At 71.2% G+C, this 14,043-nt stretch carries 11 protein-coding genes and 1 tRNA gene; 4 read left to right on the top strand and 8 right to left on the bottom strand.

Annotated features, from left to right (window positions below; all coding sequences use genetic code 11):
* Positions 1 to 199: 199 nt before the first annotated feature.
* Both ACFY32_RS07975 and ACFY32_RS07970 read left to right on the top strand, forming a co-directional pair.
* Complete coding sequence (locus tag ACFY32_RS07975) at positions 200 to 1,561, top strand: pyridoxal phosphate-dependent decarboxylase family protein (RefSeq protein ID WP_390673707.1); 1,362 nt, start codon at positions 200 to 202, stop codon at positions 1,559 to 1,561.
* Positions 1,558 to 2,991 (top strand): lysine N(6)-hydroxylase/L-ornithine N(5)-oxygenase family protein, encoded by a 1,434-nt coding sequence (locus ACFY32_RS07970; RefSeq protein ID WP_390673706.1) that lies wholly within the window; start codon positions 1,558 to 1,560, stop codon positions 2,989 to 2,991. Before ACFY32_RS07975 ends, ACFY32_RS07970 begins: the two co-directional genes overlap by 4 nt.
* On the opposite strand, the gene ACFY32_RS07965 is transcribed toward ACFY32_RS07970, so the two are convergent.
* Positions 2,988 to 4,790, bottom strand: coding sequence for a bifunctional metallophosphatase/5'-nucleotidase (locus ACFY32_RS07965; protein ID WP_390673705.1), 1,803 nt, complete (start codon positions 4,788 to 4,790; stop codon positions 2,988 to 2,990). The two genes, ACFY32_RS07970 and ACFY32_RS07965, sit on opposite strands and share 4 nt — an antisense overlap.
* Positions 4,791 to 5,003: 213 nt before the next feature.
* Here ACFY32_RS07965 and pyk point away from each other — a divergent pair, with 213 nt between their 5' ends.
* On the top strand, positions 5,004 to 6,428 hold the full coding sequence (gene pyk / locus ACFY32_RS07960; protein WP_390673704.1) for a pyruvate kinase: 1,425 nt from the start codon (positions 5,004 to 5,006) through the stop codon (positions 6,426 to 6,428).
* A gap of 3 nt (positions 6,429 to 6,431) precedes the next feature.
* On the opposite strand, the gene ACFY32_RS07955 is transcribed toward pyk, so the two are convergent.
* Both ACFY32_RS07955 and ACFY32_RS07950 read right to left on the bottom strand, forming a co-directional pair.
* A complete protein-coding gene (locus tag ACFY32_RS07955) occupies positions 6,432 to 7,220 on the bottom strand; it encodes a helix-turn-helix domain-containing protein (RefSeq protein WP_359192838.1) in 789 nt (262 codons plus the stop codon).
* A gap of 85 nt (positions 7,221 to 7,305) precedes the next feature.
* Positions 7,306 to 7,389: transfer RNA gene (locus tag ACFY32_RS07950), tRNA-Leu, on the bottom strand.
* Between the two features lie 104 nt (positions 7,390 to 7,493).
* Here ACFY32_RS07950 and ACFY32_RS07945 point away from each other — a divergent pair.
* A complete protein-coding gene (locus ACFY32_RS07945) occupies positions 7,494 to 8,150 on the top strand; it encodes a response regulator (protein WP_359192835.1) in 657 nt (218 codons plus the stop codon).
* Positions 8,151 to 8,217: 67 nt separating this feature from the next.
* Here the strand turns inward: ACFY32_RS07945 and ACFY32_RS07940 are convergent, their stop codons facing one another.
* The 5 genes from ACFY32_RS07940 to ACFY32_RS07920 all read right to left on the bottom strand — a co-directional run bounded on the left by ACFY32_RS07940 (position 8,218) and on the right by ACFY32_RS07920 (position 13,983).
* Positions 8,218 to 8,934: an ABC transporter ATP-binding protein gene (locus tag ACFY32_RS07940; protein ID WP_359192833.1), complete on the bottom strand. Its 717-nt coding sequence runs from the start codon at positions 8,932 to 8,934 to the stop codon at positions 8,218 to 8,220.
* The gene (locus ACFY32_RS07935; RefSeq protein ID WP_359192829.1) at positions 8,931 to 9,863 is read right to left on the bottom strand and encodes an ABC transporter ATP-binding protein; all 933 of its coding nucleotides are present in this window, start codon (positions 9,861 to 9,863) and stop codon (positions 8,931 to 8,933) included. Before ACFY32_RS07935 ends, ACFY32_RS07940 begins: the two co-directional genes overlap by 4 nt.
* A 5-nt stretch (positions 9,864 to 9,868) precedes the next feature.
* Positions 9,869 to 11,698 (bottom strand): branched-chain amino acid ABC transporter permease, encoded by a 1,830-nt coding sequence (locus tag ACFY32_RS07930; protein ID WP_390673703.1) that lies wholly within the window; start codon positions 11,696 to 11,698, stop codon positions 9,869 to 9,871.
* A 5-nt stretch (positions 11,699 to 11,703) separates the two neighbouring features.
* On the bottom strand, positions 11,704 to 12,636 hold the full coding sequence (locus ACFY32_RS07925; RefSeq protein ID WP_359192823.1) for a branched-chain amino acid ABC transporter permease: 933 nt from the start codon (positions 12,634 to 12,636) through the stop codon (positions 11,704 to 11,706).
* 114 nt (positions 12,637 to 12,750) lie between these two features.
* Positions 12,751 to 13,983: a branched-chain amino acid ABC transporter substrate-binding protein gene (locus ACFY32_RS07920; RefSeq protein ID WP_359192820.1), complete on the bottom strand. Its 1,233-nt coding sequence runs from the start codon at positions 13,981 to 13,983 to the stop codon at positions 12,751 to 12,753.
* Between the last annotated feature and the right edge of the window lie 60 nt (positions 13,984 to 14,043).

Raw genomic sequence — 14,043 nt, 5'->3', positions numbered from 1 at the left:
CGGCCCCCGCGGTCCGGGGACCGGCCGTGCGGGGTTCCGCGGCCCGGCCGCGACACCTCCGGCCGCAATACCCCCTTTCCGACATATTTTCCCCGTACGGCAGTACCTCCGTTCGGGTTCCGCTCGTTGAGCCGGTCGGGGGTGCCCACGCGACCGCGTGGCAGCAGGCACCCCCTCCCGCGCCACGGAGGAACCGCCCATGAGTGCCCTGCCGCCCCTCGCCTCGGGCCCCGAAGGCCCCGACGCCCTGCGGCCGTTGCTCGACACCGTCCTCGACGCCCTGCGCACCGGCACGGCCACGCGCGGCGGCCCGATCCCGGCCGGCGGCCCGGACACCGTCGCCGCGCAGATGCGCGACGCCCTCGGCGACGTCCTCCCCGACCACGGCGACCCCGACGCCCTGCGCACCCTCGTCACCGCCCTCGCCGCCGGCGCCGCCGACCCCGCGCACCCCCTGTGCGCCGCCCACCTGCACGGACCGCCGCTCGCCGTCGCCACCGCCGCCGACCTCGCCGCCAGCGCCCTCAACCCCTCCCTCGACTCCTGGGACCAGGCCCCCGCCGCCTCCGCCCTGGAAGCCCTCGTCACCCGCGCCCTCGCCCACGAGACCGGCGCCGCCGACGCCCTCGTCACCACCGGCGGCACCGAGTCCAACCACCTCGCCGTCCTCCTCGCCCGCGAGGACCGCGGACCCGCACTGCGCCTCCTGCACGGCGCCAACGCCCACCACTCCCTGCCCCGCGCCGCCTGGCTGTACGGCCTGCCCGACCCCCTCACCGTCCCCGCCCCGGCCGGCCTCCTCGACCCCGACGCCCTCGACCGGGCCCTGCGCCGCACCCCCGGCCCCCACCTCGTCACCGCCACCGCCGGCACCACCGACGCCGGCCTCATCGACCCGCTGCCCGAGATCGCCGCCCGCTGCGCCGCCCACGGCGCCCGCCTGCACATCGACGCTGCCTACGGCGGCGGCCTGCTGTTCAGCGCCCGGCACCGCGCCCGCCTCACCGGCCTCGACACCGCCGACACCGTCGCCCTGGACCTGCACAAGACCGGCTGGCAGCCCATCGCCGCCGGCCTGCTCACCGTCCGAGACCCCGCCGGCCTCACCGCCCTGCGCCAGCGCGCCGACTACCTCAGCGCCGCCGACGACACCGACGCCGGCCTGCCCGACCTCCTCGGCCGCTCCCCGCGCACCAGCCGCCGCCCCGACATCCTCAAGATCGCCGTCACCCTGAAGTCCCTCGGCCGCACCGGCCTCGGCGCCCTCGTCGACACGATCTGCGACCTCGCCCAGGACCTCGCCGCCCGCGTCACCGACCGCCCCGGCCTCGACCTGCACGCCCCGCCCACCCTCAGCACGGTCCTGTTCCGGCCCGCCGGCGCCCCCGACCCGGCCGTCGCCGCCGTACGCCGGACCCTGCTCACCGAGGGCCACGCCGTCCTCGGCCGCGCCCGCCTCGACGGCCGGCTCTGGCTCAAGGCCACCCTGCTCAACCCGCACACCCGGCCCGGCGACCTGGCCGCCCTCCTGGACCTCGTGGAAGGACACACCCCCCGATGAACAGCGACACCCCCCGCGACCTGGTCGGCATCGGCATCGGCCCGTTCAACCTCTCCCTGGCCGCCCTCGCCCACCCCCTCCACGGCCTCGACGCCGTCTTCTACGACCAGCGCCCCGCCTTCCACTGGCACCCCGGCCTGCTCATCGACGGCGCCCGCCTCCAGGTCCCCTTCCTCGCCGACCTCGTCACCCTCGCCGACCCCACCAGCCCCTGGAGCTTCCTCGGCTACCTCAGAGAACGCGAACGCCTCTACCCCTTCTACTTCGCCGAGCGCTTCCACATCCAGCGCGCCGAGTACGACGCCTACTGCCGCTGGGTCGCCGAGAACCTCCCCGCCCTCCGCTTCGGCCACCGGGTCGACGCCGTCCGCTACGACCCCGAACACGCCCTGTTCGAGGTCGACCACACCCGCCTCGGCCCCGACGGCCAGGCCGAGGCCCCCGGCCGCACCCGCACCCGCCACCTCGTCCTCGGCACCGGCACCGAACCCCACGTCCCCGACCCGCTCAAACCCCTCGTCGACACCCCCGGCATCCCCGTCCTGCACGCCGCCGATTACCTCGACCACCGCGCCGACCTGCTCGCCGCCGGCCACGTCACCGTCATCGGCACCGGCCAGTCCGGCGCCGAGGTCTTCCTCGACCTGCTCCGCCACCGCCCCGCCGGCCGCGAACGCCTGCACTGGCTCGGCCGCACCCCCGCCCTCGCCCCCATGGAGTACTCCAAACTCGGCCTGGAGCACTTCACCCCCGACTACACCCGCTACTTCCACGCCCTCCCCGAACCCGTCCGCGACCGCCTCGTCCCCGCCCAGTGGCAGCTCCACAAGGCCGTCGACGCCGACACCCTCGCCGCCATCCACGACGAGCTGTACCGCCGCACCCTGCACGGAAGCTGGCCCGACACCGTCCTCACCCCCGGCGTCCAGGTCCGCACCGCCCACCGCACCGCCCCCGCCAAGGTCGAACTCCACCTCGAACACACCGAGCAGCACACCCGCTCCCGCCTCACCACCGACGCCGTCGTCCTCGCCACCGGCTACCGCGAACGCCCCCTGGACCCCCTCCTGGCCGGCCTCGGCCCCCACCTCCACCGCGACCACCACGGCCGCCCCCGCGTCGACGAACGGTTCCGCCTCGTCCTCGACCCCCGCATCGAGGCCGCCGGCCGCCACGTCTTCGTCCAGAACACCGGGACCCACACCCACGGCGTCGGCACCCCCGACCTCGGCCTCGCCGCCTGGCGCAGCGCCACCATCCTCAACACCCTCACCGGCGCCGAGCCCTACCCCCTGCCCCGCCGCACCGCCTTCACCACCTTCGGCCTCCCACAGCCCCCGCCCCGCACGCCGGCCGCCCGCGAGGCACGCGTCCTCACCCCGCTCGCGGACGGCATCCGAGCCGGCTCACCCCCGGCCCCCCGGCGCTAGAACACCGGCGTACCGTCCCGGGTCAGCCGCCAGTCCACCGACGCGAAGTCCGCCGGGTCCAGCACCCCCTTCGCGGTCACCCACTCCGCGATCCGGGTCCGGATCTCCGTCGACTCCGACCACACCTCCGGCGCCGACGCCACGTGCGGGAACGCCCCGCCGCCGTTGGCCCGGTAGTTGTTCACCGCCAGCACGAACCGCCGCGCGTCGTCCAGCGGAGCACCGCCGAACGCCAGGTTCCTGATCCGCGACCCGGCCGGCCGCGAGATGTCGATCTCGTACGTCAGCCCCGACACGTAGTCGTAGTTGTAGTCCGGCCGGCCGCCGGCGTTCGTCAGCCTGTCCACGTCCACCGCCGCCCCGGCCGGGGTCTGCGCGTAGTACTCCGCCGAGTACTCCAGGTACGCCCGCACCTGGGCGCCCGTCAGCACCTTCGCCACCAGCGTGTTGTCGTACACGTACAGACCCGACAGATCCCGGATCGTCACCTCGCCCGCCGGGATCTCGGAGGTCCGCGAGAACGGCGACGCCTGCGCCAGCACCGGCAGCGACGCGTACTCCGTGCCCGCCAGCGCCGCCCTGACCACGTCCTCCTGCACCCTGGTGATCAGGTCGATGATCGGCGCGTCCCGGTACCGGGCGTCCACCGTCGTCAGCGTCCCGGTCGCCGTGCCCACCACCTGGTTGACGTACGCCACCACCTTCGCGTGCTCGTCCGCCAGCAGCTTCGTGATCCGCGGGTCGTCCCCGACCGCCGCCGAGTCCCGCAGCGACGCCGTCACCGACTCGACCCGCCACCGCCCCTTCTCGAAGACCAGGGAGAAGTCGAACAGCGTCAGCCGCTCCGCGTAGCACAGCGGCTCCGACAGCACGACCGTCTTCCCGGTCGCCTCGTTCACGACCCGCAACTCCTCGATCTCCTGGTGCGCGTGACCCACCAGGACCGCGTCGATGCCCGGCACCCGACGGGCCACGTTCACCGCCGCGTTCTCCACGTACGGCACCTGATCGCCGTACGAGGACGTCCCCGACGTCCCCGAGTGCGCCGACACCACCACCACGTCCGCACCCATCGACCGCAGCTTCGGCACCCACTTCGCCGCCTGCTCCTCCAGCCCCGGGAACGCCAGCCTGCCCTGCACGTACGCCTTGTCCCAGATCGCGATACCGGGATTGGTCAGCCCCAGCACCGCCACCTTCACCGGCGGCGCCCCCTTCACCCGGAACGTCTTCATGAAGTACGGCGGGAAGGCCGGCCGCAGCGTCCTGGCGTCCACCGCGTTGGCGCCCAGCAGCGGGAAACGGCACTGCTCCTCGAACCTGCGCAGCGTCTCGATCCCGTAGTTGAACTCGTGGTTGCCCAGCGCCACGGCGTCGTACCCGATCGCGTTCATCGCCCGCGCCATCGGATGCACCGGCCCGCCCTCGGCGGTGATCGGGTCCACCTTCGCGTAGTAGTACGTCAGCGGCGTGCCCTGGATCGTGTCACCGGCGTCCAGCAGCAGCGTGTTCTCCCGGCCCTTCTCCCTGCGGACCTGCTCCACCAGCGACGAGATCCGGGACAGGCCCTGCGCGTTGCCCGCGCCGTCGGTGTACTCCGCGTCCTTGAAGTAGTCCCAGTTGAAGACGTGCCCGTGCAGATCGGTCGTGCCCAGGACGGTGAGCGCGTACCGCTTGGCCCGGCGGCCCCCGGGCCGGGAGTGCGCCTCGGCCGCCGGCGCCGCCACCGCGCCGGCCAGCGCCGCCCCCGCCCCCGTCACGGCGGACCTCTTCAGAAACCTTCGGCGGTTCAACGGCATGGCTGCTCTCCTCGACGACGAGCCTCACGGCAGGTGGTGACGCGCGTAGATTCTGGCCGCCGCGGACCACCGGCGACAGGCTCCCCAGGTTGCGATCCGGTGACGTGTCCCGGCCCGTCCCTTCGCGGCAGGTCAAAAGGGCTTCACCCGACGGTCGTTGGGCGGACACGCGTCCCCGATTCTCTACCCGCCGGTAGGTCGTAGGGTCGCCCCATGCGCCGAGCCAGAATCGTCTGCACCCTGGGCCCCGCCACCGACTCGTACGACCGGATCGAAGCACTGGTCGACGCCGGCATGGACATCGCCCGCTTCAACCTCGGCCACGGCGGCCGCACCGAGCGCGAGGAGCGCTACCGGCGGGTGCGCAAGGCGTCCGACCAGACCGGCCGCAGCGTCGGCGCCCTCGCCGACCTCCAGGGCCCCGAGATCCGGCTCGGCACCTTCACCGAGGGACCGGTACTCCTCGAACGCGGCGACGAGTTCACCATCACCGTCGAAGAGGGCGCCGAGGGCGACCGCGCAGGCTGCGGCACCACCTACGCCGGCCTCGCCGCCGACGTCACCCCCGGCGAACGCGTCCTCGTCGACGACGGCAAGGTCTGCCTGGAGGTCACCGGCGTCGACGGCCCCCGGGTCCGCACCCGGGTCGTCGAGGGCGGCATGGTCTCCGACCACAAGGGCCTCAACCTCCCCGGCGTCGCCGTCTCCGTCCCCGCCCTCGCCAAGAAGGACGAGGACGACCTGCGCTGGGCACTGCGCACCGGCTTCGACGTGATCGCCCTCTCCTTCGTCCGCAGCGCACGCGACATCCTCGACGTCCACCGCGTCATGGACGAGGAGGGCCGCCGCCTCCCCGTCCTCGCCAAGATCGCGAAACCCCAGGCGGTCGAGGACATCGAGGACATCGTCGCCGCCTTCGACGGCGTCATGATCTCCCGCGGCGACCTCGGCGTGGAGATGCCGCTGGAACAGGTCCCGATCGTCCAGAAACGCGCGATCAAGCTGGCCAAGCGGAACGCCAAACCGGTCATCGTCGCCACCCAGATGCTCGACTCGATGATCGACAACGCCCGGCCGACCCGCGCGGAGGCGTCCGACGTCGCCAACGCGGTGCTCGACGGCACGGACGCGGTGATGCTCTCCGGCGAGACCAGCGTCGGCAAGCACCCCGTGGAGACGGTCGGCACCATGGCCCGCATCATCGAGGCGGCGGAGGAGGATCTGCTGGCCGCCGGGCTCCCGCCGCTGACCGACCGCGCCAAGCCCCGCACCCAGGGCGGCGCGGTGGCCCGCGCGGCGGCGGAGATCGGCGACTTCCTCGGCGCCAAGTACCTGGTCGCCTTCACCCAGTCCGGCGACACCGCCCGCCGCCTCTCCCGCTACCGCTCACCCATCCCGCTGCTCGCCTTCACCCCCGAGCCGTCGACCCGCTCCCAACTGAACCTCACCTGGGGCGTGGAGACCTTCCTGGGCCCGCACGTCGACTCCACGGACGCGATGGTCGCCCAGGTCGACGAACTCCTCCTCCACCACGGCCGCTGCCGCCCCGGCGACACCGTCGTCATCACGGCGGGCTCCCCACCCGGCGTCTCCGGCACCACCAACCTGGTCCACGTCCACCACATCGGGCGGAAGTAGCGGCTAGTACTTGGCCCCGACATGAGCGTCCATGAGCGCCACGGACGCCCTGCGGGCGATGGAGATGGTGAAGGGGTCGCTTCCGCGTGCGAGGGTGGTCCACTCGACGCCGAGCCTGTCGAGGGTGCCGGCCAGGAGCCCTCGGATGTCGTCCGACTTGTTGGCGAAGAAGTACCGGGGGTATTCGTAGCGCTTGCGCTCACCGCCGACGATCCGGGTCGTCCAATTGGTGATGCGGCAGCCGTCGGAATGGATGAGCCCGCGGACGAACTCCCACGGGAACGCGTCGACGATCGTCTGCTGCCAGGGTTCGAGTGCGATCTCCCGCTCGTGCTTCTTGCCGGGGCCGTGCTGCGGGAAGAGGCAGTGCAGGTGCTTCGAGTAGACCTTCACGTTGTGGCAGCCGGTCCGCCTCACGCGGCAGACCGAGTTGTCCGGGAAGACAGCCCGCATCGCGTTCTCGCAGTCGTCCATGAGCCCCGGCCATGAGTCCGAGCAGGTGATCATGAGATTGGGTACGCGGTGCGCCGAGTAGTGGCTGATGTGCCCGTCGCCGAGGTAGAGGCCCAGCAGGTAGCCGTACGCGGGCTCGTCCAGTTCCCGCCCGTCGCACCTCGGACAGGGTGGATCGGGTCTGCCCGGACACGCGCCCCGCTCGGCGAGGTCCCTGTGCTTCCAGTAACCGACCGTGCCCAGGGGCACGTTCAGTCGCCGGGCGACAGCGGCGTTCGGCACACCGCCGCGCAGCAGGTCGAGGGCCCTCTGCCGTACTTCGGCGCCATGGAAGATCATGAGACCAGGGTGGGCCGCCGGGTGTGAGGGCGTACGCCGAAAGGCGGAAGATCACGCGAACGTGACCTTCCGCTTTGTGTCCGTGTGCCCGGTGTGGGATTCGAACCCACATGCCCAAAGGGCACGGCATTTTGAGTGCCGCGAGTCTGACCAGTTCCTCCAACCGGGCTGGCCGGGTAACCGCTGAGAAGTGTACCGGGTCCTCGTCCGTCACCGCCTCTGGGTAGGCTGCATACGCAGCAGTACCTGCCCGGCCCGTAACAAGGAGCCCACGTGACCGCCCCCGAGTCGCCCCAGCCCGTCGACGTGCCCGATGACGACAAGTCGCACGTGCCTCCGCTGACGACCCGTGTCGTCATCGCCGAGGACGAGGCGCTCATCCGGCTGGATCTGAAAGAGATGCTGGAGGAGGAGGGGTACTCCGTGGTCGGCGAGGCCGGTGACGGCGAGCAGGCCGTCGAGCTGGCCCGTGAGCACCGGCCCGACCTGGTGATCCTGGACGTGAAGATGCCGAAGCTGGACGGCATCTCGGCGGCCGAGAAGATCGCCGAGGAGCGCATCGCCCCGGTCCTGATGCTGACCGCGTTCTCGCAGCGCGACCTGGTGGAGCGGGCCCGGGACGCCGGCGCGATGGCGTACCTGGTGAAGCCGTTCAGCAAGAGCGACGTCGTCCCGGCGATCGAGATGGCCGTCTCGCGGTTCACCGAGCTGAAGGAGCTGGAGAAGGAGGTCGCGGACCTTTCCCAGCGGCTGGAGACCCGCAAGCTGGTCGACCGCGCCAAGTCCGTCCTGCAGACGGAGTACGGGCTGACCGAGCCGGCCGCCTTCCGGTGGATTCAGAAGACCTCCATGGACCGGCGGATGTCGATGCAGCAGGTGGCGCAGGCCGTCATCCAGGACGCCGACGAGAAGAAGGCCCCCAAGGACTGACCCGGCGCACGGCACGGAGGCCCGCGTCCCCCGCATCGGCGGGGGCGCGGGCCTCCGTCGTGAGGACTCAGTCCTCCCCGAGGTACGCCTTGCGGACCGACTCGTCGTGGAGGAGGTCCCGGCCGGAGCCGGACAGGACGATGTTGCCGACCTCCATGACATGGCCGTGGTCGGCCAGCGAGAGCGCGGCCTGGGCGTTCTGCTCGACCAGGAGGATCGTCGTGCCCTGGGACTTCAGCTCCGCGATGGTCGACATGATCTTCTGCATCATGATCGGCGACAGGCCCATGGAGGGCTCGTCCAGCATCAGCAGCTTGGGCCGGGACATCAGCGCCCTGCCCATGGCGAGCATCTGCTGCTCGCCGCCGGAGAGGGTGCCCGCGGCCTGCTTCCGGCGTTCCCCGAGGATGGGGAAGAGGTCGTAGGCGCGCTGGATGTCCTGCTCGATGCCGGCTTTGTCGTTGCGGAGGAAGGCGCCGAGGCGGAGGTTGTCCTCGATGGTCATGCGGGGGAAGATGTGCCGGCCCTCGGGGGAGTGGGCGAGGCCGAGGGAGACGATCTGGTGGGCGGGGACCTTCTTCAGTGACCGGCCGTTGAAGCGGATCTGTCCGCCGACCGGCTTGAGCAGCCCGGACAGGGTGCGCAGGGTGGTGGTCTTGCCGGCGCCGTTGGTGCCGATGAGGGTGACGACCTCGCCGGCGTCGACGGTGAACGAGATGCCCTTGACGGCTTCGATCTTGCCGTAGGCGACGCGGAGGTCCTCGACCTCTAGCAGCGCGGTCATCGGTCGGTCTCCTTGTTCTGCTGTCCGGCCGCGGGGTCCGCCGGGGCGTCGGCGTGGCCCCCGGCGTGGGCCTCGGCGGCCTCCACCTCGGCCGCCTCGGCCGCGCCGGGGTCGTTGTCCAGGGGTTCGCCGAGGTAGGCGGCGACGACGCGGTCGTCGCCCTGGACGGTGGCGCTGTCGCCTTCGACGAGTTTCTCGCCCTGGACGAGGACGGCGACGCGGTCGCAGAGGTTGAAGATGAACCTCATGTCGTGCTCGATGACGAGGACGGCGATGCCCTGGTCGCGGATGGCGAAGACGAGTTCCTCGGTGGCGCGGGTCTCCTGCGGGTTCATGCCGGCGGTGGGCTCGTCCAGGAGGAGCAGGCCGGGTTCGCTGGCGAGGGCGCGGGCGATCTCGAGTTTGCGCTGTTCGCCGTAGGGGAGGTTGCGCGCGAGGTGGTCGGCCTTGGCGGCGAGTCCGACGAACTCCAGGAGTTCCATGGCGCGGGCCCGGGAGGCCTTCTCGGCGCGGTGGAAGCCGGGGCCGCGCAGGACGGCGGACCAGAAGCCCTCTTTGGTGCGGGTGTGGCGGCCGACGAGGACGTTCTCCAGGACCGTCATGTTGGCGAAGAGGCGGATGTTCTGGAAGGTGCGGGCGATGCCGGCGGCGGTGACCTTGAAGGACTTGGGCGGCAGGATCTGGCCCTTGAAGCGGACCTCGCCCTCGGTGGGGGTGTAGAGGCCGGTGAGGCAGTTGAAGAAGGTGGTCTTGCCGGCGCCGTTGGGGCCGATGAGCCCGACGATCTCGCCGCTGTTGACGGTGAGGTCGACGCCGCGTACGGCGGTGAGGCCGCCGAAGCGCATGGTGACGCCGCGGGCGTCCAGGACGGTCCGGCCGGGGGTGGTGGCGCCGGGGGCGCCGCCCTTGGTGGTGGTGTCGGTGGTCATGGTGGTCAGGCCCCTGTCTTGCCGAGGACTGCGGGCGCGTCGGCCTCTTCGTGGAATTCGAGCTGGCGGCGGCGGTTGGGGACGAGGCCCTCGGGGCGGAAGCGCATCAGCAGGACGAGCGCGAGTCCGAAGGCGAAGAGCTGGTAGTCGCCGAGGAACTGGAGCTTGTTGGGGATGAGGAAGAGCAGTGCGGCGCCGATGAGGGGTCCGCCGATGGTGCCCATGCCGCCGAGGACGACGGCGGCGAGGAGGAAGGCGGAGTTGGGCGGGGTGGTGCCGGCGAAGAGGTACTGCTCGGGGGTGACGGTGTAGGTGACGTGGGCCTGGACGGTGCCGGCGAGGCCGGCGAGGGAGGCGCCGACGGCGAAGGCGATGAGTTTGACGCGGAAGCCGTTGATGCCCATGGCGAGGGCGGCGGTCTCGTCCTCGCGGATGGCGACCCAGGCGCGGCCGATGCGGGAGTCGCCGCTGCGCCGGAAGACGAGGACGACGACGGCGGTGATGAGCAGCATCAGGAAGAAGTAGTTGGCGAAGCGGCCGATGGTGACGCCGGCGATGTCGTGGTGGGTGCCGAAGTCGAAGCCGAGGACCTCCAGGTCGGGGATGCCGGCGATGCCGTTGGACCCGTTGGTGACGTCGGGTCCGGAGGTGCCGTCGAGGTTGTTGGCGGTGATGCGGAAGATCTCGCCGAAGCCGAGGGTGACGATGGCGAGGTAGTCGCCGCGCAGCCGCAGGGTCGGGGCGCCGATGAGGACGCCGAAGACGAGGGAGGCGGCGGCGCCGACGAGGACGGCGGCCCAGAAGGGGAAGTGCACGTCGAACGGGGAGCTCTGGGAGCCGGAGACCAGGGAGGCGGCGTAGGCGCCGACGCCGAGGAAGGCGACGTATCCGAGGTCGAGGAGGCCGGCGAGGCCGACGACGATGTTCAGGCCCAGGGCGACGGTGGCGAAGATGAGGATGTAGACGCCGAGGGTGGCGTACTGGTCGTCGGTCTGGGTGAAGGGGAAGCAGGCGGCGGCGACGAAGGCGCCGCAGATGGTGATGTTCTGGTGCCGGGCGGTGATCTCGGTGACCTGAGCGATCAGTCCGGAGCGGTGCAGGGCGGCGAAGCCGAGGCCGGCGGTGATGAGGAAGCCGACGAAGAGTTCGTCGTACTCGGTGCCGATGCCGTAGGTGAAGACGGTCAGGGCGACGCCGAGGACGGCGACGATGATGAGGATCTCGGCCCAGGAGGGCATGGCGCGGACGGGGCGGGGGCTGCCGGCGGCGAAGGCCGCCCGGACCGTCTGCCAGTTCTGGGCGGTGGTGTGCCGCAACCGTTCCCGGGGGGTGCTGTCCGGGTCGTGGGGGTCGGGGGCGGGGCGTTCGAAGGGGAGGGCGAGGGCGCCGAGGAAGGCGATGAGGGTGACGGCGGCGGCGAGGTAGCCGCCGGGTTCGAGGTTGACGACGCCGCCGAGCTGGGCGCTGATCGCGATGACCGTGTACCAGGTGGTGGCGAGGGTGGCGAGGGCGGCGAACTTGACGGCCGCGTCGGCGCCGGCGGGTGCGAGCCAGCGCAGGCCCTTGACGCCGTAGGAGGCGAGGCCGAGGAGCGCGGTGAGGGCGCCGCCGATCAGGACCAGGACCTGGAGGCCGCCGGGGTAGCCGTAGACGGTGAGGTCACCGGGGAAGGCGGAGGTCCAGGTCCAGGCGAGGAAGGTGGAGACGACGGTGAGGGCGCCGCCGCCGGTGGCGAGGGCGCGGCCGAGGTGCGGGGGTATGCCGATGAGGCCGGTGGCGCCGCCGTCGGGGGTGGCGGGGCCGGGGGTCTTCGGGGTGGTGGTCTGTGTGGTCATCGGTGTCACGCCCTGTCCGCAACGCGTTCGCCGAGCAGGCCCTGTGGCCTGAGCAGCAGTACGAGGATGAGGAGGATGAAGGCCCATACGTCGGCCCAGGACTGGCTGCCGAACTGTCCGAGGCCGGGGACGTCGGCGACGTAGGCGGTGGCGAGGGTCTCGGCGATGCCAAGGACGACGCCGCCGATCATGGCGCCGTAGATGTTGCCGATGCCGCCGAGGACGGCCGCGGTGAACGCCTTGAGGCCGAGGATGAAGCCCATCCGGAAGTCGATCTGGCCGTACTTGAGGCCGTTGGCGACGGCTCCGACGGCGGCGAAGAGGGCGCCGAGGGCGAAGGCGATGACGATGATGCGGTCGGTGTTGACGCCCATCAGGCGGGCGGTGTCCGGGTCCTGGGCGGTGGCCTGCATGCCGCGTCCGGTGCGGGTGCGCATCACGAAGTAGGCGAGGAAGGCCATGCTGACCGGGGCGGCGATGAGGAGGAAGATGTCGCCGGTCTGGATGGTGACGTCGCCGAGGTGGAAGGGGCCGCCGTCTATCTGGGGGAAGGTCCGCGCGGATTTCGCGTCGGGGTACCAGGCCCAGACCGCCTGCTGGAGGGCGAGGGAGAGGCCGATGGCGGTGATGAGGGGCGCGAGGCGGGGGGCGCCGCGCAGTGGACGGTAGGCGAACCGTTCCGCCCCGACGGCGACGGTGACGGCGACGATCATGGCGCCGATCAGCATCAGCGGCAGGGCGATCCACATGGAGGTGCCGTCGGGCAGGATGTAGACGTAGACCGTGAGTGCGCCGAAGGCGCCGGTCATGAAGATCTCGCCGTGGGCGAAGTTGATGAGCTGGACGATGCCGTAGACCATTGTGTAGCCGATGGCGATCAGCCCGTACATGGATCCCAGTAGCAGGCCGTTGACCAACTGCTGCGGCAGTTCGTTCACCGCATGTCCTCCGTGACTTTCGGGCGTTCGACGGATGTGGCCGGATGCGAGTCCGCGCGGGGCGCCTGTGGAACAGCGCCCCGCGCGGCTTGGTGGGCTGTGGTGCGGGCTGGGTCAGCCGGTGTAGGTGCCGGACTTGACGGCCTTGAAGGCTCCGTTCTCGACGGCGTACACGGTGAGCTGCTTGTTGGTGGCGTCACCGAACTCGTCGAAGGAGACCTTGCCGGTCACACCGTCGAAGGAGACGTTCTGCATGGCCGCGGTGACCTTGGCGCGGGCGTCGTCGGGGAGCTTCCCGCCGTTGTCGTCGACGACCTTCTTGACGGCCTCGATGATCGCCCAGGCGGAGTCGTAGGAGTAGCCGCCGTAGGCCGCGTAGTCCTCCTTGTAGCCGCCGGCCTTGTAGTCGGCGACGAACTTCTTGGCGGAGTCGAGTTCCTCGACGGGCGCGCCGACGGAGGTGGCGAGGTCGCCGTCGCTGCCGGCCCCGGCGAGCTTGATGAAGGTGTCGTCCTTGATGCCGTCGCCGCCGACGAGCGGGATCTTGGCTCCCGCTTCCTTGATCTGCTTGCTGAGCGGGCCGGCCTGCGGGTATTCGCCGCCGTAGTAGACGACGTCGGCGCCGGAGTTCTTGACCTTGGTGGCGACCGAGGAGAAGTCCTTGGTGTCCGGGTTGATGTGTTCCGTACCGACGACCTTGCCGCCGAGCTTCTTGAATTCCTCGGTGAAGGTGCCGGCCAGGCCCGCGCCGTAGGTCTTCTTGTCGTCGATGACGAAGACCTTCTTCTTCTTGGCGTCGTTGTAGACGTACTGGGCGGCGAACGGGCCCTGGATGGCGTCCGTGGTCGCGGTGCGGAAGTACGACTTGTACGGGCGGACCTTCTTGGTGCGCCAGTCCGGGCCCTGGGTGAGGGAGGGGCCGGTGTTGGCCGGGGAGACCTCGACCAGGCCGGCGCTGTCGAAGACCTTCTGCATCGACTCGCCGACGCTGGAGTTCAGCGGGCCGACGACGCCGAGGACGGACTTGTCGGCGACGAACTTGGCGGCGTTCTGCTGGCCGACGGAGGGCTGGCCCTGGTCGTCGAGGGCCTCGATCTCGAAGGTGACGCCATCGACGTACTTCTGCTTGTTGGCGGTCTTGGCCGCGAGGTCGGCCGAGTTCTTGATGCCGAGGCCCAGTGCGGTCAGGTCGCCGGTCAGCGGGGCGTCGACGCCGATGACGACGGTGGTGCCGTCGCCGTTACCGGAGTCCGAGCCGCCGTCGTCGTCGCGCGAGCCGCAGGCGGTGAGGGTGAGTGCTCCCGCCGCCAGAGCGGCGGTGATGGCGATGAGCGAACGTTGACGCACGATCAGTCCTTTCCCTGGCGCGGCCGCGTCCCCGTGGAGACGGCCGAGTCGAACGCTGGG

The organism is Streptomyces sp. NPDC000134, from assembly GCF_042899225.1.
In the GTDB taxonomy this organism is placed as follows: Bacteria; Actinomycetota; Actinomycetes; order Streptomycetales; family Streptomycetaceae; genus Streptomyces.
Note: the sequence above shows the minus strand (reverse complement) of the source record. Positions and strands in the feature narration are given on the sequence as shown.